The sequence below is a fragment of the Streptomyces sp. NPDC104307 genome (assembly GCF_055584045.1).
The window spans coordinates 1506449-1532719 of record NZ_JBVJMU010000001.1; the positions used below are offsets into that span (position 1 = coordinate 1506449).

A 26271-nucleotide genomic window follows, 5' to 3' on the forward strand; every position below is an offset into this window, starting at 1 on the left:
TCCCCCCGGGGCCCGCGTTCAGCTCCCGTCGGGTGTCAGCCGCAGCGAGATCGAGTTGATGCAGTACCGCTGGTCCGTCGGGGTCGGGTAGCCCTCGCCCTCGAAGACGTGGCCCAGGTGCGAGCCGCAGCGGGCGCAGCGGACCTCGGTGCGGACCATGCCGTGGGTGCGGTCCTGGATCAGTTCGACGGCGTCGCTGTCCTTCGGGTCGTAGAAGGACGGCCAGCCGCAGTGCGACTCGAATTTGGTGTCGGAGCGGAACAGCTCCGCGTCACAGGCGCGGCAGGAGTAGACGCCCGTCGTCTTGGTGTCGGTGTACTCGCCGACGAAGGCGGGTTCGGTGCCGGCCTGGCGCAGCACCGCGTACTCGGCGGGGGACAGCTCCGCCCGCCACTCCTCGTCGGGCTTGTCGATGTCGTACGGCACGGTGGCTCCCTCAGCTCGACAGGTGGTCCAGGATCTGCGGGCCGAGGTCGGTGACGTCGCCCGCTCCCATGGTGAGAACGAGATCGCCGGGCTTCGCCATTCCCGCGACGGCCTCGGGGACCGCCGCCTTGTCGTGGACGGCGGTGACGTCGGCCCCGGCCGCCCGTGCGGCGTCGATGATCAGGGTGCTGGTGATGCCGGGGATCGGGTCCTCGCGGGCCGGGTAGATATCCAGCACCACGGAGGCGTCGGCCAGGGCGAGGGCCTGGCCCATCTCGGTGCCGAGCTCCTGGGTGCGGGAGAACAGGTGGGGCTGGAAGACGACCAGGAGGCGGGCGTCGGAGGCGGCGCCGCGCATCGCCTCCAGGTCGGCGGTCATCTCGGTGGGGTGGTGCGCGTAGCTGTCGATGACCTGGACCCCGGCGGCCTCGCCCTTGAGCTGGAGGCGGCGCTTGACGCCGGTGTACTTGCCGAGGGCGGAGGCCAGGTTGTGCGCCGGGATACCGAGGGCGACGCCCGCGGCGAGGGCGGCCACGGCGTTGAGCGCGTAGTGGCGGCCGGGTACGGAGACGGTGAAGGTGAGGTACTTGCCCTTCAGGACGACGGTGACCTCGCTGGTCAGGCCGCGCTGGTTGATCTTCTGGACGCGTACGTCGGCGGTCGCGGCCTCACCGTAGGTGACGACCTTGAGTGCTGACTGGTCGCGCACCCGGCGGGTCAGCTCGACGGCGCCCGCCTGGTCGGCGGAGATCACCAGGGTGCCGTCGGGGACGATCTTGCCGACGAAGGTCTCGAAGGAGTCGTAGATCTCGTCCATCGAGGCGTAGTTCGCGTGGTGGTCCAGCTCGACGTTGAGGACGATCGCGACCTCGGGGTCGTACTTCTGGAAGCTGCGGTCGCTCTCGTCGGCCTCGGCGACGAAGATGGCGCCCTCGCCGTGCGTGGCGTTGGTGCCGGGTCCGGCCAGGTCGCCGCCGATCGCGTACGAGGGGTCGAGGCCCAGCTCGGTCAGGGCGACGGCCAGCATCGACGTGGTGGTGGTCTTGCCGTGGGTGCCCGCGACGGCGATCGGCCGCGCGCCCTCCATCAGCGAGGCGAGCGCGTCGGAGCGGTGCACGACGGGGATCGAGAGCTCCCCGGCGCGCACCAGCTCCGGGTTGTCGGCGCGGATGGCGCTGGAGACGACCACGCAGGTGGCGTCGTCCGCCAGGTGCCCGGCGGCGTGCCCGATGTGGACGGTCGCCCCCAGCGCGCGCAGCGCCTCTGCGGTGGGCGACTCCTTGGAGTCGCTGCCCGCGACCTTCGCGCCGCGACTGGTGAGGATCTTCGCGATGCCCGACATTCCGGCGCCGCCGATGCCGATGAAGTGCGGCCGTTCCATGGCGGCAGGAATACCGGGTGCCATGCGTGTGTCTCCCAGGGTCGGTGCGGGTGGGGCCTCCCAGCCTATTCGCTGTGCGCGAAGAGCTTGAGCACCGGTACGCCGACCTTGTGCCGGGCGCGGGACGCCCAGTCGCGGTGGAAGAACTCCTCGACGTAGTGCGGCGCGGTGAGCACGATGACCTCGTCGGCCTCGGACTCCTCGACCACGGACGTGAGCTTGTCCAGGGGGTGGGTCTCGATCACTTGTCCGACGGCTTCCGAGCCCGACTGGCGCAGGGCCTCCAGGGACACTTCGAGCGCGAGTTCGGCGGACTCCCTGGCGTTCCTGCCCTCCGGTTCCTCGCTCTCACGGGCCGCTTCCTTCAGTTCGCCCATCGCCAGGTCGTCGATGGCCCGCAACAGCACATCCGCCTGGTCGCCTCGTGGCTGCATCAGCACGACGAAGGAGATCTGCTCCTCCCCGTGCAGGGTGGTGACGAACTCGACGTCCTCTGAGGTGAGGGGCTTCTCGATCATCAAAACGCTGGTGAACACCGCAGGCGCCCTTCTGCTTCAGTGACCGTCGCCGGCCACTGCTGAAACCATCCTTCCCCGCTCTCGCACGGGGTCCGCGTTCCATTCTGCCCACCGAACGCTAACCGGAACGGGATATTCCGCTGATTGTCAGATCCGACGGTACCGAGAGAAGAGGAACCCGGCCTCTTCCAGCACCGATGCCAGGGCGAATCGTTCCGGCACAGCGACCGACGGGCCGCCCGCGATCCGCTGCGCGTCCCCGGCGGTCAGCATCGGCGCCAGCGTCAGGCACATCTCGTCCAGCACGCCCGCCGCCACGAACTGACCGAGCAGCCTGGGCCCGCCCTCCGTCAGCAGCCGCCGGTGGCCCAGGGCGGCCAGCTCCCGTACGGCCCTGGCGGGGTCCACCCGGGTCCCCTCCCCCGCGATGACCACCTCCGCGCCCGCCGTCCGGGCCGCCGCGATCCGGTCCGGCGGCGCGCCCGCACCGGTCAGCACGAGCGTCGGGACCAGCGGCGAGACGAAGAGCGGGAGCGAGAAGTCCAGGTCAAGGCTGCCGCTCACCACGGCGACGGCCGGTGCGGGCCCCTGGCCGGCCGCCTCCCGCCGGGCCGCGAAGGCCTCCCGGGCGCGGGCGGGCCGGTAGCCCTCAAGGCGTACGGTCTCCGCGCCCGCGATCACCACGTCCGCGAGCCCCCGCAGGGTGCCGAAGATCCGCATGTCACTCGCGCAGGAGATCGGCTGCGAGCGGCCGTCGTGCTGGGCGGCCCCGTCGAGCGTCGACACCATGTTGGCGCGCAGCCAGGGGCCGTCCGTACCGGGGTAGGCGTAGGCGTCGGCGAGGGCGTCCAGGCTCCACTCGCCCCGGTCCTCAGCCGCTGTCAGGTCCGTCACAGGGAACAGGCGTCGCATGTCAGGCAGTCTGGCACGCCCGTAAGGTAGACAGTTGTGTCGTCCTCCCACGCCGTGCCGGGGCCCAGCCCCATAGCCGAAACGGCCCCGCTGTCCCTGTGCGCCCTCGAACCGCACGTCCCCGCCGACCGGCTGGTCGCGGAGATGGTGCCGCCGCCGCGCTTCGATTCGGTGCGTTTCGATACGTACGTCCCCGACCCGAACCAGCCGAGCCAGGTTGAGGCGGTCGAGGTCCTGAGCGACTTCGCCGCCGGGCTCGGCGGGGCGCACGCCTCGGGTGAAGGCAAGCGCAAGTGGTTCGGCCGGAAGGCCTCGGCGGCGCCCGGCACGCCGCGCGGGGTCTACCTGGACGGCGGCTACGGCGTCGGCAAGACCCATCTGCTCGCCTCGCTCTGGCACGCCACGCCCGCAGCGCCCTCACTGAAGGCCTTCGGCACCTTCGTCGAGCTGACCAACCTGGTCGGCGCGCTCGGTTTCCAGCAGACCGTGCAGACGCTGAGCGGGCACCGGCTGCTGTGCATCGACGAGTTCGAGCTCGACGACCCGGGCGACACGGTGCTGGTCTCCTCGCTGCTGAGCCGGCTGGTCGAGGCGGGGGTGGCGCTGGCCGCGACCTCCAACACGCTGCCGGGCAAGCTCGGTGAGGGCCGGTTCGCCTCCGCCGACTTCCTGCGCGAGATCCAGGGGCTCGCCTCGCACTTCCGCCCGCTGCGCATCGACGGCGAGGACTACCGGCACCGGGGTCTGCCCGACGCCCCGCCGCCGTTCTCCCAGGAGCAGGTCACCCGGGCCGCGTACGCGACGGAGGGCGCCAGCCTGGACGACTTCCCCGCACTGCTCGACCACCTGGCCCGCGTCCACCCGAGCCGGTACGGCGCGCTGACGGACGGTCTGCGGGCGGTGTGCCTCACCGAGGTGCAGCCGGTGCCCGACCAGTCGACCGCGCTGCGGCTCGTGGTGCTCGCGGACCGGCTGTACGACCGGGAGGTTCCGGTCCTCGCCGCCGGGCTGCCGTTCGACCGGCTGTTCAGTGAGGAGATGCTGAACGGCGGGTACCGGAAGAAGTACTTCCGGGCAATCTCCAGGCTGACGGCACTGGCGCGTGACGCGAAGGGGCTGGTGGCGCAGTAGGTTCGGGGGCGTAACACCGGCCGGGCACGACGGAGTGCCCCGCCATCCCCGTACAACCGCGCATTCCGTTTGAAGGGATCCAGCATGGCTACCACGCGTCAGGCGCACACGGTCTGGGAAGGCAACCTGATCGAGGGCAAGGGCGTCGTCACCCTCGATTCCTCGGGCATCGGGGAGTACCCGGTCTCCTGGCCGTCCCGCGCGGAGAAGGCGAACGGCAAGACCAGCCCGGAGGAGCTCATCGCGGCGGCGCACTCCAGCTGCTTCTCGATGGCGCTGTCCAACGGCCTGGCCACGGCCGGCACCCCGCCCACCCGGCTGAACACCCAGGCCGAGGTCACCTTCCAGCCGGGCACCGGCATCACGGGCATCCACCTCACCGTCGAGGGCGAGGTGCCCGGTCTCGACGAGGCGGGCTTCGTCAAGGCGGCCGAGGACGCGAAGGCGAACTGCCCGGTGAGCCAGGCACTGACGGGCACGACGATCACGCTGAGCGCGTCGCTCGCCTGAGGCCGTCCCCGGGCCGTCCTAGGGCGTGTCCGCAAAGTCCCGTCGTACGCCCGGAGGGCGTGGCCCGTGGCGTCTGGTGCGTACTCTCGGCGTGCCGGCCGACATCCCTCGTACTGGATGTACTTGGGATTTCGGCCGGTACGGCGAGAGTGCGTGCCAGGCGTCACGGGCCAGACGGGACTTTGCGGACACGACCTAGGTCCGGGACGTTTATCGGACACATCTGAGGCCGGTGGCCCGCATGGTTCCCGCGCGGTGTTACGCGTGGTACACACGTGCGGGTCACTGCTCCTGTCCCCCACAGGAAGTTGCCTCATGTCATCCGCAGCAGCAAAACAGCCCGCGTCACGACGTCAGGTCCTGGCAGGCACCGGCGCCGCCGTCGCAACGGTCGCCTTCGCCGGGGTGTTCACCGAACTCTTCGCGGGTACCTCCGCCGCTCACGGGCACGCCGGTTACGGCCCGCTGGTGCCCGACCCCGACGGACTGCTCGATCTGCCGAAAGGTTTCCGCTACCGGGTGCTCTCCCGCGAGGGCGACCCGCTGCGCTCCGGCGAGGGTCCGGTCCCCAGCCACTGCGACGGCATGGCCGCGTTCGCCGGCCGGCGCGGACACGTCCGGCTGGTGCGCAACCACGAGAACCGGGCCGACGCGGCGATCGCCGTGCCGGTCATCGAGGGCCTCACCTACGACCCGATGGGCAAGGGCGGCTGTACGGCCCTGGAGCTCGACAGCGGCGGTCATGTCCTGTCCGAACGCGTCGCCATCGCCGGTACGGCCGTCAACTGCGCAGGCGGGCGTACCCCTTGGGACACCTGGCTGACCTGCGAGGAGACCGAGGACAAGGCCGGCACCAACGGCTACACCAAGGATCACGGCTACATCTTCGAGGTGGACGGCGCCGACCCCCGCCGCACCGGAGCCGTGCCGCTGACCGCGATGGGCCGCTTCCAGCACGAGGCGATCGCGATCGATCCGCGGAGCGGTGTCGTGTACGAGACCGAGGACGCGTTCGACAAGCCGTTCGGGCTCTTCTACCGCTTCCTGCCGGAGAAACCGCTCGGCGGCACGGGCTCACTCCGGGCCGGCGGCCGGCTGGAGGCCATGCGGGTGCCGGGCGTCCCCGACCTCTCCGCCGTGCAGGAGACCGGGACGAGCTTCGAGGGGATCGAGTGGGTCCCCGTACCGGATCCCCTGGCCGCACAGACGCCCATCCGGTTCCAGGACTTCGGACCGAAGGGGATCACCCACGGCCAGAAGCTGGAGGGGTGCTACTGGGGCGGGTCGTCCGTCTACTTCGTCTCCAGCTTCGCCCACAGCGCAGAGGGATCGGCCGCCGACCACTTCGGTCAGGTATGGCGGTACGAGCCGCAGCGGCACCGGCTGACCCTGGTCATCGTCTTCGGACCCGGTACGGACATCCAGCTGCCCGGCGAGTCCCCGGACAACATCTGTCTGGCCGCCGACGGCGGACTGATGGTGTGCGAGGACGGCGGTGGCGCCCAGCACGTGTTCGGCCTGACCAGGCGCGGAGAGGTGTACGCGATGGCGCGCGGCCGGCAGAACATCGGGACGCCGGAGGAACCCGAGTGGGGCGAGTTCGCCGGGGTCACATTCGCCCCGGACTACCGGACGATGTTCATGAACTGCTACACCCCCGGAACCACGTTCGCCGTGACGGGGCCGTGGCGCTGACCCGCTGAGTCACCCCCGGACGACGGCGGCCGCGCCCGCCCCACCGCCGTCCGGGGGCCGCTTCGCGGCACGGGGCGCCACGGACGAGCCGGTGACGGTTGATCAGCTATTTTCCGATAATGACACCTTCTGTACGAAGAATGACCGCTGTGGCTGTTCTGGGAGTGGTCCTCGGAAGCGCCCTCGCCGGCTGCGCGAGCACCTCGGAGGGCTCCCCGGGCGACCGGCCCGCGGCCGCCGCACCCGCCGCCCCCTCGCGAGCCCCGTCACGAGCCCCCTCAAGCGCTCCCCCGGCCGCCGCGAAGCCGCCCAACTTGGCGCCGGGTCCGGAGGGCCTGGCCCGCGTCCTCGAACGGGGACCGAAGAGCGACGCGAAGGTCGTCGCGCTCACCTTCGACGCCGACATGACCGCCGACGAGGGCCCTCGCGCGGCCGGGGGCGAGCACTTCGACAACCCGGAGCTGATCGCCCTGCTGCGCCGGCTGAAGGTGCCCGCGACCGTCTTCATGACCGGCCGCTGGGCCGAGGAGTACCCCTCGCAGGCCCGCTCCATCGGCACGGACCCGCTCTTCGAGATCGCCAACCACTCGTACAGCCACTACGCGTTCACGTCGCCCTGCTACGGGCTGCCGACGATGGGGTCCGCCGAGATCGGCGGCGAGGTGGAGCGGGCCTTCGGCGCGATCCGGAAGACCGGCGCCCGCAATGTGGTGCCGTACTTCCGCTTCCCCGGCGGCTGCTACGACGATGACTCGCTGCGCGCGCTCGGGGCGCGGAAGGTGACGGCGGTGCAGTGGGACGTCGTCAGCGGCGACGCCTTCGCGACGGACGCGGACGCGGTGGCGGAGCAGGTGCTCGACGGGGTGAAGCCCGGTTCGCTGGTGGTCATGCACTGCACCCGCAGCGCGGCGCCGGTCACCGACCGGGCGGTGGACCAGGTGGTGCCGGAACTGCGGAAGCGCGGATACCGCTTCGTGAAGGTGTCCGAGCTGATGCGCGGCTGAGCACCAATCGGGGCGACACGCCCTGGGGCCGAGGCCTCAGCCCGAGCAGGCCGTGCGCTGGGCCTCCTGCCATTCACAGACCGGGCAGAGCGTGATCCCGCTGACCGACTCAACGTACTCGGTCGGCTTCCGGCACAGCACGCACTCCGCGAACGGCGGCCCGCAGTCCGGCTCGTCCACGCTCTCGTCCACCTCGTCATGCGCGCTCCGGTCCATGGCAGGAGCCTACTCAGCCGCGTACGGAGGTGAGCCTGCAGGCGAGTGCGAGCGCGGCCGCCGCGACGGCCGCCGCGCCGGCGAAGGGGAGGACCGGCACATGGACGGTGCCGGTGAGCGAGCCGGTGACCAGCCCCGTCACCGCGTACTTCGCGGGCGATCCGGCGGTCACCAGGGCCAGCAGCGCGGCGAGCACCGTCGCAGCGACGGACCAGCCGCGCCGGTGCAGCAGCGGACGGGTGCACAGCGCCCCGACCGCCACCCCCAGCAGGACGCAGCAGCCCGCCGCGAGCAGCCCGGCGAGCCCGGCGGACGGCAGCGGGACCCGGACGGTGTGGCGGGCGTCGGCCGGGTCGCTGATCAGCAGCACGGCCGCGGTGGCGGCCACGCCCAGCAGCCCGGCGCACCCCAGCGCCGCGAGGAGCGAGGCCAGATGGGCCCGTGGCGCTCCGCCCACGGCCGCCGCGACGACGGTCCGGGCGGCGGGCGGTTCCTGGCCGACGCAGATCCGCACGAGCCACGCGGTGACGGGCAGCAGCCCGGCCGAGGCGTAGCCGAGCGAGTCCAGCACGGGCTGCCCGGGGCGGATGCCGACGCCGAGGAAGGCCAGGTAGACGAGTACCGGCGCGAGCCAGCGCTGCGAGCGGAGCAGCAGGGCGGCCTGGTAGCGGATGAGCGCGGTCATGGCGCCTCGTCGGGGGCGGTGGAGGCGTCGGAGGCCTGGAACGGGGCGGTGGAGTGGGCGGCTGCCTGGGCCGGGGGCCGGGCGGTACCGGCTTCTTCCGGCAGGGGGATGGGGCGGCCTTCCGGCAGGAGTGTGGGGCAGTCTTCCGGCAGCGGTGCGAGGCGGCGGATGTGCCAGGGCGGGCAGGCCGCGAGCAGGGCGCTCAGCAGCGCGTCGGAGAACGCGGCGGCGACCGTCAGCCGCAACGCCCCGTCCTCGCCCTCCGCCTGCGCGGGGTCGCCCGGCAGGCCTGCGGGGAGCGGGGTGCCCGGCGGGCCCACGGCGTCGATGCGGACCTGGGGGCCGGGGTTCGTCCCGGGCGGGGCGACGGATACGGCGAGCAGCCCATGCGCCTCGACGCGGAACGCGTGGTCGGCCGCGCCCGCGAGGCGGTCCGGGTCGTGGTCGACGAAGACGACGGTCGCCCCGGCGGCGACCCGCTCGACGACGGCCCGGTCCAGTTCGGCGCGGGCCGCGGTGTCCAGGCCGGTCCAGGCCTCGTCCAGTACCAGCAGCTCCGGTTCGGCCAGCAGCGCCTGCGCGACGGCGACCTTCTGGGCGGTGCCCTTGGACAGCTCGGCCAGCGGGGTGCGGGCGTGCCCGGCGGCGCCGAAGCGGGTCAGCCACGCCTCCGCGCGCGCCGCCGCCTCGGCCCTGCGCAGCCCCTGGATCCGGCCGAGGTGGACGAGGTATCCGGCGGCGGTGAGGGGCAGCGCCGCCGGGAACCGCTCGGGGACGTACGCCGTGCGCGGCCGGTCGCCGGAGATCCGGCCCTCCGTCGGGGCGTCGATGCCGGCGAGGAGCCGCAGCAGGGTGGACTTGCCGGTGCCGTTGGCCCCCTCGATCCGGACCAGGGCGCGCGCGGGCAGGGCGAGATCGACCCCGCGCAGCACCCAGGGGCCCGCCAGTCCGTACCGGCGGCCCACTCCCCGCAGTCGCAGGATGTCCGTACTCAGTTGGCGGACGCCTTCTCCGGCTTGGCCTCGCTGGGCCGTACGATCACGAACCCCTCGCCGTCGAGACGCAGTTGGACGGCCTCGCCGGAGCCGCCGCGCAGCATCGAGCCGACGCTCTGCGAGCGGTGCAGCGAGGTGGTCAGGTGGGCGCTCCAGCCGACGACCGCGTCCGTGTCGACGCAGACCGGCTGCTGCGGAGTGACGGGGATCACGATGGGGTTGCCCTCGCACATCAGGCCGAGCTTTCCGTACCCGGTGAAGACGCTGTTGAAGAGGCCGCCGCCGGTCATCCCGGCGCCCTTCACCGTCTTGATCTCGTAGGTGAGCGTGGCGTCGAAGCACAGGACGTTGCGGCCGTTGATGGTGAGGACGTCACCCTGCTCCATCTCCACGATGAAGCAGTTGGCCGCCTCGTGCGCGAACCAGGCCTCGCCCTGGCCGCGCACCGCCATCAGCGGCAGGCCCTCGCCCGTGACGGCACGCTTGAGCATGCCGCCGAGGCCCTGCCCCTTGCGTTCGAACTGGAGGTCGCCGCGGAAGGCGATCATCGCCCCCTGGCGTGCGTGCATCTCGCCGCTGACCGCGTACTTGATCGATTTGGCGTTCTGGAGGGTCATCCCGGGGGCGGTTGCCTGCTCCGCCATGTGTTCGCTGGAGAATAGATCGCTCTTCATGCGGTGCATCCTCGCCCGGAGGGATTCATTCCGCCAAGAGCCGGATTCCGGGCGACTGGCAGACTGGACGGGTGAGCAGCAACGACACCCCCGTATCCCCGCCCGAGACCGCCGGCCTGCCTGCGGACAGCCCCTTCCGCCCCGAGCGGACGAACCGGGACGAAGCACAGCAGTACGTACTCCCGCTGGTCGTCCATATCGAGAAGGCGGCTCCCCCGGCACGCACCGACGCCCTGCGCACGGCGGCCCGCGCGGTGCTGGTGATGCTCTCGGACGAGCGCTCCGTGGGCGAGGGCGAGTGGGCGCAGGCGATGCGGGACTGGCAGGACGCCCGGATCCGCAAGGTGGTGCGCCGGGCGCGTGGCGCGGAGTGGCGGAAGGCCTGCGCGCTGCCGGGGATCACGGTCACCGGCGAGAGCGCCGAGGTACGGGTGTTCCCGCCGGTGCCGCTGGACGGCTGGCCCAAGGAGCTCGCCAAGCTCCAGGTCTCCGGGACGGAGCTGGACGACCCCGAGCCGCCCGCCGCACCCGACCTCACCGGGCCGGTGCTCTGGCTGAACCCGGAGCTCGACATGTCGGCGGGCAAGGAGATGGCGCAGGTCGGGCACGGGGCGCAGCTCGCCTGGTGGGATCTCTCCGAGCAGGAGCGCACGGCATGGCGCGAGGCGGGCTTCCCGCTGTCCGTCGCCACGGCGGCAGAGGACCGCTGGCGGGAACTCGCGGTGAGCGGGCTGCCGGTGGTCGAGGACGCCGGATTCACCGAGATCGCCCCCGGCAAGACCGTGGTGGCCGAGGGCGCCCACCGCGTCGGCTCCCTTCCGGCGCTGCCCCGGCCATAAGCCCCCGTCCATAGGCACGCGTCCATAGGCACGCGTCCATAAGCACGCGGGCCCGCGCAGAGTTTCGCGGGCTTCGCGGGAACCTCAAATCCAGCTCTGAACGTCCCTCTTCCCGGATTCACCGTCGTGTGCCGGGGCCATGACACCTGCACGGAGTGGAGCAGTAGGGGGACACCATGAAGCTGGGTATCGGTATCGGCTGGCGGCCGGAGATCGCCGAAGAGGTGGAGGCGCTGCCGGGGATCGACTGGGTGGAGGCGGTCGCGGAGAACCTCTGCGCCGACCACCTGCCCGCCTCCCTGACGCGGTTGCGGGAGCGCGGTGTCACGGTGGTGCCGCACGGGGTCTCGCTCGGGCTCGGCGGGGCGGAGCGCCCGGACCCCGGCCGGCTCAGCGCCCTCGCGGAGCGGGCCGCGCTGCTGGGCACGCCGCTGGTGACCGAGCACATCGCGTTCGTACGGGCGGGCGGACCGCGCACCGCGTCCCCCGTGCTGGAGGCGGGGCACCTGCTGCCCGTGCCGCGCACCTGGGCCGCGCTGGACGTGCTGTGCGAGAACGTGCGGATCGCGCAGGACTCGCTGCCGGTGCCGCTGGCCCTGGAGAACATCGCGGCGCTGATCTCCTGGCCGGACGAGGAGCTGACCGAGGGCCAGTTCCTGGCCGAGCTGGTCGAGCGCACGGGGGTCGGGCTGCTCATCGACGTGGCCAACCTGCACACCAACCACGTCAACCGGGGCGAGGACCCGGCCACGGCCCTGGACGAACTGCCGGTGGAGGCCATCGCGTACGTGCATGTGGCGGGCGGCGTCGAGAAGGACGGCGTCTGGCACGACACGCACGCCCACCCCGTCACCGCACCCGTCCGCGACGTCCTGGCCGAGCTGCGCTCCCGGGTCAGCCCGCCCGGGGTCCTGCTGGAGCGCGACGACGACTTTCCGCCGGCCGCCGAGCTGGCGGGCGAGCTGGACGCGATCCGGGCCACGCTGAACGCGGGCGGGGCGGGCGTGCGTCCGGCGGGGCGCGCGGCCCGGACCACCCCGCCGCCCGAGGGCCCCGCTCCCGCCCCGGCGGGCGGGTCCGGCGGCCCCGACGCCGTCCGGGACCGGGTCGCGGTGGCGCAGGCCTCGCTGCTCTCCGCCCTGGTCGCGGGCGCCCCCGTACCGGAGGGCTTCGACCACCACCGGCTCGGGGTGCAGAGCCGGGCGCTGGCCGCCAAGCGTGCCGATGTCGTCGCCAAGGTGGCACCCGAACTCCCGGAGATCCTGGGCCCGGACTACCGGGACGCGTTCCTCGCGTACGCCAGGGCCCGCCCGATGTCCGCCGGTTACCGGCGCGACGCGCTGGACTTCGCGGAGCAGCTGCTCATCGAGGGCCGCCCCGCCGACAACGCGGCCCGCCGGCGGCTGACGTACTGGTGGCAGGACCGGGCCGCGCCACGCCCGCCCCGCCGCACCACCCGGCTGGCGCGGGCCGCCCGATCCGTACTCGCGGGGCGATGACATGGCCGCAATGAGCCTCGTGGCCCTGCTCATGGTGATCGCCATCGCGGTCTCCTCGACGCTGCTGATCAGGGCGGGCCGCCGCGCGGGGAACGGCTCCGGCGGACCCGTCCATGACCTCTTCGAGGTGGCCTTCCTGAACGGCGGCCCTGGCCGGGTCGTGGACACCGCGTTCGCCGCCATGCACGCGGACGGCCGGCTGGCGGTCGGTGGGCCCGGCATCGTCGCGATCCAGCGGCACCTCGCCCACGACCCGGTGGAGCGGGCCGTGCTCCAGGAGCAGACCGCAGCCCCGAACGGTGCGCTGTGGACCCTTCGGTTCGCGACGATGCGGCATGCCGCGGTGCAGGAGATCGGCGACGGGCTGGCGGCGCGCGGTCTGCTGAGTACGCCCGGGGACAGCCGTGCCCGGAGCCGCTGGGGTATGGCCCAGGGGGTGCTCTGTCTGCTCGCCATGCCGGTCTCATTCGCGGTGACCATCCAGGAGTTCACCTCGTCGGAGTCCGTCGGCGGACCCGACTTCCCGTTCTTCGCGAAGGTGTTCCTGCCGCTCATCGTCGGAACCGTCATCGGCTTCGCCTGCGTGGCCACTTCCCGGTACCGGATCACCAAAGCGGGTCGCAGGGCCGCCTTCACGTACCTCGCCGCCAACGGGTACCGGACCGATCCGGCCCATCTGGTGGCGGTCGCGGGGCCTCGGGCCGTACCCGATCCCGAGCTGCGGGGGCAGTTGCTCGCCGCGTCCCGGGTCAGGCCGGCCCATGCGTCCGCCTCATCGCACCAGTTCTCGGCTTCCTCCGGCACCCCGTTCGTCGCGACGGCGTGGTGCGCCGGTACGACGCCGGGCGGTGGCGGGTGCGGGGGCTCGTCCGGACACGGCGGCGGTGGCGGCGGGTGCGGTTCGGGGTCCAGCTGCGGTTCCGGCTCGGGGTCCAGCTGCGGCGGAGGATCCAGTTGCGGCGGAGGATCCAGTTGCGGAGGCGGGTCCAGTTGTGGAGGCGGGTCGAGCTGCGGCAGCAGCTCATGAGCGTCCGCGACGCGTACGCCCCGTAAAACGCGTACGCCCCGTAAAACGACGCCGGTGCGGCGCGCAGGCTGCGCGCCGCACCAGGAGCCGAACCCGGTGTCGCTGGAACGGCGGGCGGCACACAGTGCCGCGATGCCCGCCGTCTGATCTTCCGGGTTGGGGTGGTCGGAACCCGCTCGCTACGCGAGCCCCGCCACCAGGTCTGCGACCGACTTGCGCCGGCCGGTGTAGAAGGGGACCTCCTCGCGGACGTGCATCCGCGCCTCGGAGGCCCGCAGGTGACGCATGAGGTCGACGATGCGGTGCAGCTCGTCGGCCTCGAAGGCCAGCACCCACTCGTAGTCGCCCAGGGAGAAGGAGGCGACGGTGTTGGCGCGCACGTCCGGGAAGCCGCGGGCCATCTTGCCGTGGTCGGCCAGCATGCGGCGGCGGTCCTCGTCGGGCAGCAGGTACCAGTCGTAGGAGCGCACGAAGGGGTACACGCTGATGTAGTCGCGCGGCGTCTCGTCGGCGAGGAACGCCGGGACGTGCGACTTGTTGAACTCGGCGGGGCGGTGCAGCGCCATGTTCGACCAGACCGGCGTGAGGCTCCGGCCCAGCCGGGTGCGCCGGAAGAGGTTGTACGCCTCCTGGAGCGCCTCCGACGTCTCGGAGTGCCACCAGATCATCACGTCGGCGTCGGCACGCAGCCCGGAGACGTCGTACGTACCGCGAACGGTGACGTCCTTGGCGGCGAGCTGGTCGAACAGCTCCTGCACCTCACCGGAGTACGCGGCGCGGTCCGTGTCGGCGGGCAGCACGTCACGGAGCTTGAAGACGGACCACAGGGTGTAGCGGACGACGTCGTTGAGGTCCTTCGCCTTCTTGCCGGCGTTGGGGGCCTTGCTTGATGTCACAGTCTCGGGAGCACTCATACGGCTATTGTCCCGCCTCGCTCCCTGTGCCCTGAACCAGGGTCGGCGTGGCGATGATCTCCCCCGTGGCCTCTCCCCCGCCCGCTCCCGTGATCTCGTCCCTGATCTCATCCGCGGCCCGGTGGGCGCTGGCGATGCACGCCGGGATCCCGACTCCGTCGTAGACCGCGCCGCAGACCCGCAGCGCGGGGAGCTTGGCGACCTCCTGCCGGATGCGGGCGACCCGGCCGAGGTGCCCGACGGGGTACTGGGGCAGTCCGCCGATCCACCGGGTGACCTCGGTGGCCACGGGCAGGGCTGCCAGTCCGGTCGCCGCCGCGAGATCGGCTCGCGACACGTCGACGATCTCCGCGTCCTCGCGGTGCAGATGGTCCTCCTCGCCGTACCGGCCGACCGAGGTCCGCAGGAGGAACAGGTCGGGGGACGCGTCGTCGACCCACTGCCACTTCCGGCTGGAGAAGGTGGCGGCCTTGATCGTGCGGCCCTCGACCGGCGGCACCAGGAAGCCGGAGCGCCCGTCGAGCGTCCCGGCGGCGGTCACGTCGGAGCGGCGGAAGGCCATGGTGACCAGGGCCATCGACGCGTACTCGACGCCCGCGAGTTCGGCGGAGGCGGCCGGTGACTCGGCGGCGAGCAGGGTGGAGGCGGACCAGGCGGGGGCGGCGAGGACGATGCCGTCGGCGGGGATCACCCGGGTGTCGGTGCGGACGTCCCAGCCGCTCGCGGTACGGGTCAGCCCGAGCACCGGGGTCTCGGTGAGGATCTCGCCGCCCCCCGCGCGTACGGCGGCGGCGACCGCGTCCGGGAGGGTGCCGATACCCCCGGCGATGCCCTGGAAGACCGGCCCGGTCTGCTGCCGGGCCGCGGCCTGCTCCTGGAGGCGGGTGACCCCGTCGAGCAGCGAGCCGCCCTGCCGGGCGATCTCGAAGAGCTGGGGTACGGCGGCGCGCATCGAGATCCGGTAGGCGTCGCCCGCGTAGACCCCGCCGAGCAGCGGCTCCACCAGCCGGTCGACGACCTCGCGGCCCAGCCGGTCGGCGACGTACGCACCGACCGCGACATCGTCCCCGACCTCGGTCGGGGTGAGGTCCCGCTCCTGCGCGATCCGGGCGAGCCCCTCGGGAGAGAGCACCTCGCCGAGCGCCGCCGGGTCGCCCGGTACGCCCATCACATGGCCCTTGGGCATGGGTCGCAGCGCGTCGCGCGTCCACAGGGAGGCGGTGGCCGTGGCGGGCGGCTGGAGCCGGTCCGCGAGGCCGACGGCCCGTGCCAGGCCGACCGCCTCCGGACGGCGGGCCAGCATCGATTCGGCGCCGAGATCGACCTGTACGCCCGCCACCTCGCCGGTCCTGAGTTTGCCGCCGAGCCGGTCGGTCGCCTCCAGGAGGGTGACCCGCAGCCCGGTGCCGAGGAGCCGTTGGGCGGCCGCGAGTCCGGCGATGCCGCCGCCGATGACGACGACGTGTCCCGTGGCCCTGTCCGAGCGGTTTGCTGAACGCTGCATACCCCCACTCTCTCAAACCTCTTCCGAGTCCTGACCGTGACCGCTTCGAAACCGGTATCGCGCAACCCCGGCGGACCCCTCATACGTCGAACGGACACCACCAATCACCCGTCCTGGGGGGACAGTTATGCAGGCAGCACCAGCCACGCGCACGAACAGACATACGGGCCGTCAGGGGCGTCGGGACCGGCCGGGCCGTCCGGGTGCCCGCCGCACGCAGATCGCTCTCGCCGCCGGACTGCTCACCGCCGTGCTGGCGTTGAGCGGCTGCGGCGCCGGTGGTGACGACTCCGGAAAGAGCGCGGACCGGCGGGCCGCCGCCCCGGCCCAGCAGGAGGGCGTGGGCTCCGGCACCGGAGGCGCGGAAAAGGGCGCGGGCGGTTCGGCGGCGGCGAAGAAGCCGAATCCGTCGGCCGCCGCCCATGTCATCCGTACCGCCACGCTGTCCGTGGAGGTGAAGAGCGCGCCGGAGGCGGCGGCGGCCGCACGGGTGACGGCGGAGGCCGCCGGGGGGCTGATAGCCGACGAGAAGACCGAACAGGTCGACGCCCACCGGGCCTCCTCGCACGTCGTGCTGCGGGTTCCGCAGGGCGAGTACGACAGTGTGCTGCGGGAGCTCTCGGGCACGGGCAAGCTGCTCCTCCGCACGTCGACCGCCAAGGACGTCACCGACCAGGTCGTGGACGTGGAGAGCCGCATCGCCAGCCAGCGCACCAGTGTGGCGCGGGTGCGCAAGCTGATGGACCGGGCCGACGAGCTGTCCGATGTGGTCTCGCTGGAGGGTGAGCTGAGCAACCGTCAGGCCGCGCTCGAATCGATGCTGGCCGAGCAGGCCTCGCTGAAGGACCGCACCACGCTGGCCACGATCACGCTCAACCTCTCCGAGCCGAAGCCGCACGCGAAGGCGGTGGCCGACGACGACGAGGACGGTCCGGGGTTCCTGGACGCCCTGAGCGGTGGCTGGCACGTGTTCGTGACGGTGATCAAGTGGCTCGCGATGGCGCTGGGCGCGGCGGCCCCGTTCCTGGCCGTGGCCGCCGTCGTGGTGGTGCTGTGGCAGCGGCTGCGCCGCCGGGGCGGGAAGGCGGGCCCGGAGGGCGAGTGAGTGCCTCACGGGGGCGCCCTGACGCCCCCGTGAGCCGTGGCGCCGTAGCGTGGGCCTTCGGACGGGGTACCGAAGGGACTGGCATGACGGCGGAACGACTGGTGGTCATCGGCGGGGACGCGGCGGGTATGTCCGCCGCGTCCCAGGCACGACGGCTCAAGGGCCCGGACAGGTTGAGCATCACCGCCTTCGAGCGGGGCCACTTCACCTCGTACTCCGCCTGCGGCATCCCGTACTGGGTCGGCGGTGACGTGGAGCAGCGGGACGAGCTGATCGCCCGCACCCCGGAGGAGCACCGGGCCCGGGACATCGATCTGCGGATGCGCACCGAGGTGACGGAGATCGACGTCGCGGGGCAGCGGGTGCACTCCGTCGACCGGGAGTCCGGCGAGACCTCCTGGACCGAGTTCGACAAGCTGGTGATCGCGACGGGCGCCAGGCCGGTGCGTCCGGCGCTGCCCGGCATGGACGCGCCCGGGGTGCACGGCGTGCAGACCCTGGACGACGGGCAGGCGCTGCTGGACTCCCTGGACCGGGCGAAGGGCCGGCGCGCGGTCGTCGTGGGCGCGGGCTACATCGGGGTCGAGATGGCCGAGGCGATGCTGAAGCGCGGCTTCGAGGTGACCGTGCTCAACCGGGGCGAGCAGCCGATGGCGACGCTCGACCCCGACATGGGGCGCCTGGTGCACGACGCGATGGACGCCCTGGGGATCACCACGGTGAACCGGGCCGAGGTCACCGCGATCCGCACCGGGCCCGAGGGCCGGGTGAGCGCTGTGGAGACAGCGGACTCCTCGTACCCGGCGGATGTGGTGGTGCTCGGCATCGGGGTCGAGCCGGAAACGACGCTGGCCCGTGCGGTGGGGCTGCCGCTCGGCCCGCACGGCGGGCTGCTCACCGATCTGTCGATGCGGGTCGTGGGCCACGACAACATCTGGGCGGGCGGCGACTGCGTGGAGGTCCTGGACCTGGTGGCGGGCCGCTCCCGGCACATCGCGCTGGGCACGCACGCAAACAAGCACGGCCAGATCATCGGGTCCAATGTCGCCGGCGGCTACGGCACGTTCCCGGGGGTGGTCGGCACGGCGGTCAGCAAGGTCTGTGATCTGGAGATCGCCCGCACCGGGCTGCGCGAGAAGGACGCCCGCGCGGTGGGCCTGCGGTTCGTCACGGCGACGATCGAGTCGACGGGCCGGGCGGGCTACTACCCGGGGGCGGCGCCGATGACGGTGAAGATGCTCGCGGAGTACCGCACCGGGCGGCTGCTGGGCGTGCAGATCGTGGGCCGGGACGGGGCGGCGAAGCGGGTGGACGTCGCGGCGGTGGCGCTGACCGCCGGGATGACGGTGGAGCGGATGACGTCCCTGGACCTCGGTTACGCCCCGCCGTTCTCCCCGGTCTGGGACCCGGTGCTGGTGGCGGCCCGCAAGACGGTGACGGCCGTACGCGAGGCGGGCACCGCCTGAGAGCGGCGCCCGGCCCCGTGGTCAGCGGACGGTGCTCGTGTGGACGTACTCGACGAGCCGCGACAGCGCGTCCGGGTCCATGTTCGGCGTCACCCCGTGGCCCAGGTTGAAGATGTGGCCCTCAAGACCGGCGGCCGCGTCCAGCACCTCCTGGGTCTTGGCCTCCACCGCCGCGGTCGGCGCGAAGAGCACGGAGGGGTCGAGGTTGCCCTGGAGCGCCTTGCCGGGGCCGACACGGCGCGCGGCCTCGTCCAGCGGGACCCGCCAGTCGACACCGACGACGTCCGCGCCGGCCTCGCCCATGAGGCCGAGCAGTTCACCGGTGCCGACGCCGAAGTGGATGCGCGGGACGCCGTACGGGGCGACGGCGTCGAGGACCTTCGCGGAGGCGGGCAGCACCGAGCGGCGGTAGTCGGCGGGGGCCAGCGCGCCCACCCAGGAGTCGAAGAGCTGCACGGCGGAGGCACCGGCCTCGATCTGGACCTTGAGGAAGGCGCCGGTGATCTCCGCGAGGCGGTCGAGCAGGTCGGCCCAGAGCTCCGGGTCCCCGTACATCAGGGCCTTGGTGTGCTCGTGGTTGCGGGACGGGCCGCCCTCAACCAGGTAGCTGGCGAGGGTGAAGGGGGCGCCCGCGAAGCCGATCAGCGGGGTGGACCCCAGCTCTGCGGTGAGCAGGCCGATGGCCTCGGTGACGTACCAGACGTCCTCGGGGGTGAGGTCGCGCAGCCGGGCCAGGTCGGCCCGCGAACGGATCGGCTCCGCGATCACCGGTCCGACGCCGGGCTTGATGTCGAGGTCGATGCCGATCGCCTTGAGGGGGACGACGATGTCGCTGAAGTAGACCGCGGCGTCGACCTTGTGGCGGCGGACGGGCTGCATCGTGATCTCCGCGGCGAGCTCCGGCATCGTGCAGGAGTCGAGCATCGGGATGCCCTCGCGCACCTTCAGGTACTCGGGCAGCGACCGTCCCGCCTGGCGCATGAACCAGACCGGCGTGTGCGGCACGGGCTCGCGCCGGCACGCCTTGAGGAACGCCGACTCGTGGGCGGCGGAGGTCTTCGTCTGCTGGCCCGAAGGGCGGTCGTTGGCACTCACACACAGAATCTTCGCACGCGCGCGGAAGGAGCCCGGCCCCGCATGGGTGTCCCTCCCTGCGCGAGGCTCCGGTTCCGCCTACTCTTCCCCGCATGGCTCCGGCGCAGGGACACTTCTCCGATCAATCCGATGGTGCTGACAGCACGGACAGTGCGGAGGGTGGTTCCGTCCCGCCCGCGTTCCGTTCGGCGGTGGACGCGCTGCGCTCGGCGCGGCTCCGGCCCGAGCTGGAGGTGGAGCCGACGCGCCCGCCGAAGCGGCTGGCTCCGCACGCGTACGCGCTGGAGGCGGCCGTCGTCGACGGCGAGGACGATCTCGCGGACGGGCGGCTCGTGCTGCTCCACGACCCGGCCGGGCACGAGGCCTGGCAGGGCAATTTCCGGCTGGTGACGCTGGTGCGTGCCGAACTGGAGCCGGAGATGGCCTCCGATCCGCTACTCCCCGAGGTGTGCTGGTCGTGGCTGACCGGGGCGCTGGAGGCGCGCGGGCTGAGCTACGGGGAGGCGGGCGGCACGGTCACCCGGGCGAGCTCGCACTACTTCGGCGCTCTGGGGGTGCGGCGTCCCGCCACGCAGATCGAGATCCGGGCGTCCTGGACACCCCGTGAGGGGCGCGGCGGGGTGCCGGACACGGCGGCGCATCTGATGGCGTGGGGCGACCTGCTGTGCCAGATCGCCGGCCTGCCGCCGTCGGGCCCCGCCGACGCGGCGGTGGTGACGCTGCCGCAGCGACGCGGGCCGCAGGTTTCGTAGGACGGAGAGGCGGACAGACACGGTCCGGGGCACCGCCTCCATATTTCGTGACACTGCGTCATAAACCTCGCACAGGCACCGGCTCTCTTTTCGTACAATCGATCGCATGTCCTATTTGCCCGAATTGTTACTCACCAAATCGTGATCTTCCTCTAAAGGAGCGGGCTTCCGGTGCCGAAGAGGTCAATGACCCTTCAAGCACGGTTCGCCCCGGCTTCATCCCCGAGCCGCCCCGTACCGCCACTCCCCAGGAGGCCTGGTGTCCGTTCTCCTAGAGCAGCCCGCAAGCCTGGTCGCCTACCGCCCGAACAAGCCGACGGCCATGGTCGTCGTGGCCGACCCGCGCGTCCGTTCCACCGTCACCCGCCATCTGTGGGCACTCGGAGTACGTGACGTCATCGAGGCGTCGTCCATCGCGGAGGCACGCCCCCGCGTCGGCAACCCGCGCGACATCTGCGTAGCCGACGTCCACCTGCCCGACGGTTCCGGGCTGACCCTGCTGTCCGAAACCCGAGCCGCCGGCTGGCCGAACGGCCTCGCCCTCTCCGCCGCCGATGACATCGGCGCGGTGCGCAACGCCCTCGCGGGCGGCGTCAAGGGCTATGTCGTCACCGGCACCCGTACCAACATCGGCCACCCCACCCGTCCCGGCGTCGCCCCCATCGGCGCCAATGCCGCCCGTATGCACCGCCGTCCCCCCGGCACCCCGAGCCACCCGGGCGGCTACCGCGAACTGTCCGGCCGCGAGGTGGAGGTTCTCCGCCTCGTCGCCGAAGGGCAGTCCAACAAGGCGATCGGCGTCTCCATGGGCCTGTCCGCCCTGACCGTCAAGAGCCACCTCGCCCGAATCGCCCGCAAGCTCGGCACCGGAGACCGCGCAGGAATGGTCGCCGTGGCCCTGCGGACGGGCATCATCCACTGAATCGACACCCCCGCCGGTATGCGGAAATGCGGATCCGGCTGGTTTACGTGCATCGGCGCCCGTCGACGGAACGTTCCGTCGACGGGCGCCGTGCATACACAGATACCCTTGAGGCGTGACCGACGCCCAAGAGACCGCAGCAGACACTTCACTGCGAACCACCGGGGGCGCTCCCCCGGACGACGTCGCCCCGGCGCCGATCCCCTTGCTCGAACCTCGCGAGGGCATTCCACCGGTGGTGGCCTCCGACGATGCCCTGGCCGGGGTCATCGCCGCCTTCGCCGCGGGCTCAGGCCCGGTGGCCGTCGACGCCGAGCGCGCCTCCGGCTACCGCTACGGGCAGCGCGCCTATCTCGTCCAGCTGCGCCGCGAGGGCGCGGGCAGCGCGCTCGTCGACCCGGTCGGCTGCCCCGACCTCTCCGGGCTGGGCGAGGCGCTGCACGGGGCGGAGTGGATCCTGCACGCGGCGACCCAGGACCTGCCCTGTCTGCGTGAGATAGGGATGACGCCGACCGGGCTCTTCGACACCGAGCTGGCCGGGCGGCTCGCGGGCTTCCCGCGCGTCGGCCTCGGCGCGATGGTCGAGAACGTGCTCGGCTACTCGCTGGAGAAGGGCCACTCCGCCGTCGACTGGTCCACCCGCCCGCTGCCGGACCCGTGGCTGCGCTACGCGGCGCTCGACGTCGAGCTGCTGATCGACCTGCGCGACGCCCTGGAGGAGGAGCTCGACCGGCAGGGCAAGCTGGAGTGGGCGCGGGAGGAGTTCGCCTCCATCGCCGCGGCCCCGCCCGCTCCCCCGCGCCAGGACCCGTGGCGCCGCACCTCCGGGATGCACAAGGTCCGCCGCCGCCGCCAGATGGCGGTGGTCCGGGAGCTGTGGAACACCCGCGACCAGGTCGCCCGGCGCCGCGACATCTCGCCGGGCAAGGTGCTCGGGGACGCCGCGATCGTCGAGGCCGCACTGGCGGTCCCGGTCAACGTCCAGGCGCTGACCGCACTGCCCGGCTTCGGCCACCGGATGGGGCGGCGACAGCTGGAGCAGTGGCAGGCCGCCGTGGAGCGGGCGAAGGAGCTGCACGAGACGGAGCTCCCGCAGCCCGGCCAGCCGCTGACGGGCCCGCCGCCGCCGCGTGCCTGGGCGGACAAGGACCCGGCCGCGGCCGCACGCCTGCACGCCGCGCGGGCCGCGGTGTCCGAGCTGGCGGAGCGGCTGCACATGCCCCAGGAGAACCTGATCACGCCGGACACGGTGCGCCGGGTGTGCTGGGAGCCGCCGAAGAATCCGACCCGGGACGCGGTGGAGAACGCACTCGCGGGATACGGCGCACGGCACTGGCAGATCGAACAGGTCGCCCCGCTGCTGTTCAGCGCGCTGACTCCGGAGGCCTGAAAAGGCATCGGCCAGGGGCGTATTCACGCCAGGTTGTGCGGCCTTCGGCCGCCCACTCCGTGCCGCATGGCCCGGACGACCCCATTTGGGGGCCGTCCGGGCCATTTCGCGCGTGTGACCTTCGCCGCTCCCGGCACCAGGACTGGGCAGTCTGGTTACCCGCAAGTAGCATGAGCGGTGGCGGCGCGCTTCCGGGCGTGCCCCGCAGCAGTGCCATCCCGCACCCTGGAGGAGAGCCACCGTGCCTCGTACCATCCGGGACGTCGTCTTCGTCGACGGCGTCCGCACCCCGTTCGGCAAAGCGGGCCCGAAGGGCATCTACCACGAGACCCGCGCCGACGATCTCGTCGTGAAGGCCATCCGGGAGCTGCTGCGCCGCAACCCGGACCTGGACCCGGCCAAGATCGACGAGGTCGCCATCGCCGCGACCACGCAGATCGGCGACCAGGGCCTCACGCTCGGCCGCACTGCCGGAATCCTGGCCGGTCTGCCGCAGTCCGTCCCCGGTTACTCCATCGACCGCATGTGTGCGGGCGCCCTGACCGCCGTCACCTCGACGGCCGGTTCCATCGCCTTCGGCGCGTACGACGTCGTCGTCGCCGGCGGCGTCGAGCACATGGGCCGCCACCCGATGGGCGAGGGCGTGGACCCGAACCCGCGCTTCGTCTCGGAGAAGCTGGTCGACGAGTCCGCCCTGTTCATGGGCATGACCGCGGAGAACCTGCACGACCGCTACCCCACGATCACCAAGCAGCGCGCCGACGCGTACGCGGTGCGTTCGCAGGAGAAGGCCGCCAAGGCGTACGCCAACGGCAGCATCCAGCAGGACCTGGTGCCGGTCTCCGTACGCCGCACCAACGCGGAAGCCGGTGAGACGGGCTGGGGCCTGGTCACCGCCGACGAGCCGATGCGTCCGGGCACCACGATGGAGTCCCTGGCCGGTCTGAAGACCCCGTTCCGCCCGCACGGCCGGGTGACGGCCGGTAACGCCGCGGGGCTCAACGACGGCGCCACCGCCTCGCTGCTCGCCGCCGAGGACGTCGCCCGCGAGCTGGGCCTCCCGGTGAAGATGCGCCTGGTCTCCTACGCCTTCGCGGGCGTCGAGCCGGAGGTCATGGGCTACGGCCCGATCCCGGCCACCGAGAAGGCCCTCTCCAAGGCGGGCCTGTCCATCTCGGACATCGGTCTCTTCGAGATCAACGAGGCGTTCGCCGTGCAGGTGCTCGCCTTCCTGGAGCACTACGGCATCGCGGACGACGACGCGCGCGTCAACCAGTACGGCGGCGCCATCGCCTACGGCCACCCGCTGGCCTCCTCCGGCGTCCGGCTGATGACCCAGCTGGCCCGCCAGTTCGAGGAGCAGCCGGAGGTCCGCTACGGCCTGACCACCATGTGCGTCGGCTTCGGCATGGGCGCCACGGTCGTCTGGGAGAACCCGCACTTCGACGCAGACGGAGGCAGCAAGTGAGCTCCACCACCGAGCTTCTGAAGGGTGCGGCCGAGCTGTTCCCCGGTGAGGTCGTCACCCAGGCGCACGTACGCCACCTGGACCTGCCGGGAGGTGCGGGCAACTTCGCCCTCATCACCCTGGACAACGGCCTGGACCACACCAAGCCGACCACCTTCGGACCGCAGTCGCTGGCGAACCTGAACGCCGCCATCGACCAGGTCGAGAAGGAGGCCGCAGCGGGCACGGTCACCGGCATCGGCATCACCGGCAAGCCGTTCATCTTCGCGGTCGGCGCCGACCTCAAGGGCGTCGAGCTGCTCAAGGAGCACAAGGACGCGCTCGCCATCGGCAAGGGCGGCCACGACGTCTTCCGGCGGCTCTCCGGCCTCGCGGTCCCGACGTTCGCGTACTACAACGGCGCGGCCATGGGCGGCGGTGTCGAGGTCGGTCTGCACTGCTCGTACCGCACCGTCTCCAAGGCGCTGCCCGCGTTCTCGCTGCCGGAGGTCTTCCTCGGCCTGGTCCCCGGCTGGGGCGGCTGCGCGCTGCTCCCGAACCTGATCGGCGCGGACCGCGCGGTCTCGGTGATCATCGAGAACTCGCTCAACCAGAACCGTCAGCTCAAGGGCAAGCAGGTCTTCGAGCTCGGGATCGCGGACGCGCTCTTCGAGGGCGCCGACTTCCTGGAGCAGTCGCTGATCTGGACGGCGGACGTGCTCAACGGCACCCTCGCCGTCGAGCGCCCCGAGGTCGACCGGGGGGATGCCTGGGACCAGGCCGTCGCCCGGGGCAAGGCCATCGCCGACTCCAAGGTGCACGGCGCCGCCCCGGCCGCGTACCGCGCGCTGGAGATCATCGCCGCGGCCAAGGACGGCGACCTGTCCGCCGGCTTCGACCGCGAGGACCAGGCCCTGGCGGACCTGATCATGGGCGGCGAGCTGCGCTCCGGGATCTACTCGTTCAACCTGGTCCAGAAGCGCGCCAAGCGCCCGGCCGGTGCCCCGGACAAGAACCTGGCCCGCCCGGTCACCAAGGTCGGCGTGGTGGGCGCGGGCCTGATGGCCTCGCAGCTCGCCCTGCTCTTCCTGCGCCGCCTTGAGGTGCCGGTCGTGCTGACCGACATCGACCGGGCGCGCGTCGACAAGGGTGTGGGTTACGTCCACGCCGAGATCGAGAAGCTGCTCGGCAAGGGCCGCATCAACCAGGACAAGGCCAACCGCCTCAAGGCCCTGGTCTCCGGTGTGCTGGACAAGGCGGAGGGCTTCTCCGACGCCGACTTCATCATCGAGGCCGTCTTCGAGGAGATCGGCGTCAAGCAGCAGGTGTTCGCGGAGGTCGAGGCGGTCGCCCCGGCGCACGCGATCCTCGCCACCAACACCTCCTCCCTCTCGGTCACCGAGATGGCGTCGAAGCTGAAGAACCCCGAGCGGGTCGTCGGCTTCCACTTCTTCAACCCGGTCGCGATCCTGCCGCTGCTGGAGATCGTCCGCGGTGAGCAGACCGACGACGCCTCGCTGGCCACGGCGTTCGGTGTGGCCCGCAAGCTGAAGAAGACCGCGGTGCTGGTGAAGGACGCCCCGGCGTTCGTCGTCAACCGCATCCTCACCCGCTTCATGGGCGAGATCCAGAACGTCATCGACGAGGGCACCCCGGTCGAGGTCGCGGAGAAGGCCATCGAGCCGCTCGGCCTGCCGATGTCCCCGCTGGTGCTCCTGGAGCTGGTCGGCCCGGCGATCGGCCTGCACGTCTCCGAGACCCTGAACCGCGCCTTCCCGGAGCGCTTCACCGTCTCGCAGAACCTCGCGGCGGTCGTCAAGGCCGGAAAGCGCGGCTTCTACGTCTACGACTCCGGAAAGCCAGAGCTGGACCCGGAGGTCGCTGCCCTCCTGAAGCAGGGCGACACCGTCCTGTCCGAGGAGCAGGTCCGCGACCGCGTCCTGGACGCGGTGGCGCAGGAGATCGGCCTGATGCTGGACGAGGGCGTCGTCGCCGAGGCCCAGGACATCGACCTCTGCCTGATCACCGGCGCGGGCTGGCCCTTCCACCTGGGCGGCATCACGCCGTACCTGGACCGCGAGGGCGTCTCCGAGCGGGTCAACGGGAAGAAGTTCCTGGCGCGGGGTGTGGCGAGCGTTCCGGCGTAATTCACCGGGCCGGGCCT

General features: G+C 72.2%; 25 protein-coding genes. 14 read left to right on the forward strand and 11 right to left on the reverse strand.

The window, feature by feature from the left end:
* Positions 1–18: 18 nt before the first annotated feature.
* The 4 genes from msrB to ACZ601_RS06290 all read right to left on the reverse strand — a co-directional run bounded on the left by msrB (position 19) and on the right by ACZ601_RS06290 (position 3237).
* Positions 19–426, reverse strand: a complete 408-nt coding sequence (gene msrB, locus ACZ601_RS06275; protein ID WP_073734897.1) for a peptide-methionine (R)-S-oxide reductase MsrB — start codon at positions 424–426, stop codon at positions 19–21.
* A 10-nt stretch (positions 427–436) separates the two neighbouring features.
* The gene (gene murC / locus ACZ601_RS06280) at positions 437–1831 is read right to left on the reverse strand and encodes a UDP-N-acetylmuramate--L-alanine ligase (protein ID WP_469533575.1); all 1395 of its coding nucleotides are present in this window, start codon (positions 1829–1831) and stop codon (positions 437–439) included.
* Positions 1832–1872: 41 nt separating this feature from the next.
* The gene (locus tag ACZ601_RS06285; protein ID WP_024488879.1) at positions 1873–2325 is read right to left on the reverse strand and encodes a hypothetical protein; all 453 of its coding nucleotides are present in this window, start codon (positions 2323–2325) and stop codon (positions 1873–1875) included.
* A gap of 147 nt (positions 2326–2472) precedes the next feature.
* Positions 2473–3237 (reverse strand): pyrimidine reductase family protein, encoded by a 765-nt coding sequence (locus ACZ601_RS06290; RefSeq protein ID WP_469533578.1) that lies wholly within the window; start codon positions 3235–3237, stop codon positions 2473–2475.
* Between the two features lie 36 nt (positions 3238–3273).
* Here ACZ601_RS06290 and zapE point away from each other — a divergent pair, with 36 nt between their 5' ends.
* The 4 genes from zapE (at position 3274) to ACZ601_RS06310 (ending at position 7577) form a co-directional block, all read left to right on the forward strand.
* Complete coding sequence (gene zapE, locus ACZ601_RS06295) at positions 3274–4368, forward strand: cell division protein ZapE (protein ID WP_469533580.1); 1095 nt, start codon at positions 3274–3276, stop codon at positions 4366–4368.
* An 84-nt stretch (positions 4369–4452) separates the two neighbouring features.
* Entirely contained in the window at positions 4453–4878 is a 426-nt protein-coding gene (locus ACZ601_RS06300; RefSeq protein ID WP_073734893.1) for an OsmC family protein, read from the forward strand.
* Positions 4879–5193: 315 nt separating this feature from the next.
* Complete coding sequence (locus ACZ601_RS06305; RefSeq protein WP_469533583.1) at positions 5194–6573, forward strand: alkaline phosphatase PhoX; 1380 nt, start codon at positions 5194–5196, stop codon at positions 6571–6573.
* Between the two features lie 140 nt (positions 6574–6713).
* On the forward strand, positions 6714–7577 hold the full coding sequence (locus ACZ601_RS06310) for a polysaccharide deacetylase family protein (RefSeq protein WP_469533585.1): 864 nt from the start codon (positions 6714–6716) through the stop codon (positions 7575–7577).
* Between the two features lie 36 nt (positions 7578–7613).
* Here the strand turns inward: ACZ601_RS06310 and ACZ601_RS06315 are convergent, their stop codons facing one another.
* From ACZ601_RS06315 to ACZ601_RS06330, 4 genes are read right to left on the reverse strand one after another with little or no spacing between them, the layout of a single operon-like run.
* On the reverse strand, positions 7614–7793 hold the full coding sequence (locus ACZ601_RS06315) for a hypothetical protein (RefSeq protein ID WP_469533588.1): 180 nt from the start codon (positions 7791–7793) through the stop codon (positions 7614–7616).
* Between the two features lie 13 nt (positions 7794–7806).
* Positions 7807–8478 (reverse strand): ABC transporter, encoded by a 672-nt coding sequence (locus ACZ601_RS06320; protein WP_469533590.1) that lies wholly within the window; start codon positions 8476–8478, stop codon positions 7807–7809.
* Positions 8475–9458: an ABC transporter ATP-binding protein gene (locus ACZ601_RS06325; RefSeq protein WP_469533894.1), complete on the reverse strand. Its 984-nt coding sequence runs from the start codon at positions 9456–9458 to the stop codon at positions 8475–8477. The genes ACZ601_RS06320 and ACZ601_RS06325 overlap by 4 nt, the downstream gene beginning before the upstream one ends.
* 11 nt (positions 9459–9469) lie before the next feature.
* Positions 9470–10147, reverse strand: a complete 678-nt coding sequence (locus ACZ601_RS06330) for an AIM24 family protein (protein ID WP_440578904.1) — start codon at positions 10145–10147, stop codon at positions 9470–9472.
* Positions 10148–10218: 71 nt separating this feature from the next.
* Between ACZ601_RS06330 and ACZ601_RS06335 the strand changes: the two genes are divergently transcribed.
* The 3 genes from ACZ601_RS06335 (at position 10219) to ACZ601_RS06345 (ending at position 13512) form a co-directional block, all read left to right on the forward strand.
* The gene (locus tag ACZ601_RS06335) at positions 10219–10986 is read left to right on the forward strand and encodes a peptidyl-tRNA hydrolase (protein WP_469533593.1); all 768 of its coding nucleotides are present in this window, start codon (positions 10219–10221) and stop codon (positions 10984–10986) included.
* Positions 10987–11162: 176 nt separating this feature from the next.
* Positions 11163–12485 (forward strand): MbnB/TglH/ChrH family RiPP precursor modification enzyme, encoded by a 1323-nt coding sequence (locus ACZ601_RS06340; RefSeq protein ID WP_469533596.1) that lies wholly within the window; start codon positions 11163–11165, stop codon positions 12483–12485.
* Between the two features lies 1 nt (position 12486).
* The gene (locus ACZ601_RS06345; protein ID WP_469533599.1) at positions 12487–13512 is read left to right on the forward strand and encodes a TIGR04222 domain-containing membrane protein; all 1026 of its coding nucleotides are present in this window, start codon (positions 12487–12489) and stop codon (positions 13510–13512) included.
* A 179-nt stretch (positions 13513–13691) separates the two neighbouring features.
* Here ACZ601_RS06345 and hemQ read toward each other — a convergent pair whose 3' ends face one another.
* The gene (gene hemQ, locus ACZ601_RS06350; protein ID WP_440578441.1) at positions 13692–14426 is read right to left on the reverse strand and encodes a hydrogen peroxide-dependent heme synthase; all 735 of its coding nucleotides are present in this window, start codon (positions 14424–14426) and stop codon (positions 13692–13694) included.
* 4 nt (positions 14427–14430) lie between these two features.
* Entirely contained in the window at positions 14431–15930 is a 1500-nt protein-coding gene (gene hemG / locus ACZ601_RS06355) for a protoporphyrinogen oxidase (RefSeq protein WP_469533603.1), read from the reverse strand.
* Between the two features lie 127 nt (positions 15931–16057).
* Between hemG and ACZ601_RS06360 the strand changes: the two genes are divergently transcribed.
* Both ACZ601_RS06360 and ACZ601_RS06365 read left to right on the forward strand, forming a co-directional pair.
* A complete protein-coding gene (locus tag ACZ601_RS06360) occupies positions 16058–17035 on the forward strand; it encodes a DUF4349 domain-containing protein (protein WP_469533605.1) in 978 nt (325 codons plus the stop codon).
* Positions 17036–17118: 83 nt separating this feature from the next.
* On the forward strand, positions 17119–18501 hold the full coding sequence (locus ACZ601_RS06365) for an FAD-dependent oxidoreductase (RefSeq protein WP_469533608.1): 1383 nt from the start codon (positions 17119–17121) through the stop codon (positions 18499–18501).
* Between the two features lie 21 nt (positions 18502–18522).
* On the opposite strand, the gene hemE is transcribed toward ACZ601_RS06365, so the two are convergent.
* On the reverse strand, positions 18523–19596 hold the full coding sequence (gene hemE, locus ACZ601_RS06370; protein ID WP_469533610.1) for a uroporphyrinogen decarboxylase: 1074 nt from the start codon (positions 19594–19596) through the stop codon (positions 18523–18525).
* Positions 19597–19688: 92 nt separating this feature from the next.
* Between hemE and ACZ601_RS06375 the strand changes: the two genes are divergently transcribed.
* From ACZ601_RS06375 to ACZ601_RS06395, 5 genes are all read left to right on the forward strand, one after another.
* Complete coding sequence (locus ACZ601_RS06375; RefSeq protein WP_440578436.1) at positions 19689–20348, forward strand: DUF3000 domain-containing protein; 660 nt, start codon at positions 19689–19691, stop codon at positions 20346–20348.
* 259 nt (positions 20349–20607) lie between these two features.
* Positions 20608–21270: a helix-turn-helix transcriptional regulator gene (locus ACZ601_RS06380; protein WP_024488613.1), complete on the forward strand. Its 663-nt coding sequence runs from the start codon at positions 20608–20610 to the stop codon at positions 21268–21270.
* A 115-nt stretch (positions 21271–21385) separates the two neighbouring features.
* On the forward strand, positions 21386–22660 hold the full coding sequence (locus ACZ601_RS06385; RefSeq protein ID WP_469533614.1) for an HRDC domain-containing protein: 1275 nt from the start codon (positions 21386–21388) through the stop codon (positions 22658–22660).
* A gap of 241 nt (positions 22661–22901) precedes the next feature.
* Positions 22902–24128: a thiolase family protein gene (locus ACZ601_RS06390; RefSeq protein WP_327339591.1), complete on the forward strand. Its 1227-nt coding sequence runs from the start codon at positions 22902–22904 to the stop codon at positions 24126–24128.
* Positions 24125–26254, forward strand: a complete 2130-nt coding sequence (locus tag ACZ601_RS06395; protein WP_469533617.1) for a 3-hydroxyacyl-CoA dehydrogenase NAD-binding domain-containing protein — start codon at positions 24125–24127, stop codon at positions 26252–26254. The genes ACZ601_RS06390 and ACZ601_RS06395 overlap by 4 nt, the downstream gene beginning before the upstream one ends.
* The last annotated feature ends 17 nt before the right edge of the window (positions 26255–26271 follow it).

Bases quoted from the DNA above. Each gene is read 5' to 3' on its own strand.
- murC (WP_469533575.1), bottom strand. From the start codon at position 1,831: ATGGCACCCGGTATTCCTGCCGCCATGGAACGGCCGCACTTCATCGGC.
- ACZ601_RS06285 (WP_024488879.1), bottom strand. From the start codon at position 2,325: ATGATCGAGAAGCCCCTCACCTCAGAGGACGTCGAGTTCGTCACCACC.
- ACZ601_RS06290 (WP_469533578.1), bottom strand. From the start codon at position 3,237: ATGCGACGCCTGTTCCCTGTGACGGACCTGACAGCGGCTGAGGACCGG.
- ACZ601_RS06300 (WP_073734893.1), top strand. From the start codon at position 4,453: ATGGCTACCACGCGTCAGGCGCACACGGTCTGGGAAGGCAACCTGATC.
- ACZ601_RS06305 (WP_469533583.1), top strand. From the start codon at position 5,194: ATGTCATCCGCAGCAGCAAAACAGCCCGCGTCACGACGTCAGGTCCTG.
- ACZ601_RS06310 (WP_469533585.1), top strand. From the start codon at position 6,714: ATGACCGCTGTGGCTGTTCTGGGAGTGGTCCTCGGAAGCGCCCTCGCC.
- ACZ601_RS06315 (WP_469533588.1), bottom strand. From the start codon at position 7,793: ATGGACCGGAGCGCGCATGACGAGGTGGACGAGAGCGTGGACGAGCCG.
- ACZ601_RS06320 (WP_469533590.1), bottom strand. From the start codon at position 8,478: ATGACCGCGCTCATCCGCTACCAGGCCGCCCTGCTGCTCCGCTCGCAG.
- ACZ601_RS06330 (WP_440578904.1), bottom strand. From the start codon at position 10,147: ATGAAGAGCGATCTATTCTCCAGCGAACACATGGCGGAGCAGGCAACC.
- ACZ601_RS06340 (WP_469533596.1), top strand. From the start codon at position 11,163: ATGAAGCTGGGTATCGGTATCGGCTGGCGGCCGGAGATCGCCGAAGAG.
- ACZ601_RS06345 (WP_469533599.1), top strand. From the start codon at position 12,487: ATGGCCGCAATGAGCCTCGTGGCCCTGCTCATGGTGATCGCCATCGCG.
- hemQ (WP_440578441.1), bottom strand. From the start codon at position 14,426: ATGAGTGCTCCCGAGACTGTGACATCAAGCAAGGCCCCCAACGCCGGC.
- hemG (WP_469533603.1), bottom strand. From the start codon at position 15,930: ATGCAGCGTTCAGCAAACCGCTCGGACAGGGCCACGGGACACGTCGTC.
- ACZ601_RS06360 (WP_469533605.1), top strand. From the start codon at position 16,058: ATGCAGGCAGCACCAGCCACGCGCACGAACAGACATACGGGCCGTCAG.
- ACZ601_RS06365 (WP_469533608.1), top strand. From the start codon at position 17,119: ATGACGGCGGAACGACTGGTGGTCATCGGCGGGGACGCGGCGGGTATG.
- ACZ601_RS06375 (WP_440578436.1), top strand. From the start codon at position 19,689: ATGGCTCCGGCGCAGGGACACTTCTCCGATCAATCCGATGGTGCTGAC.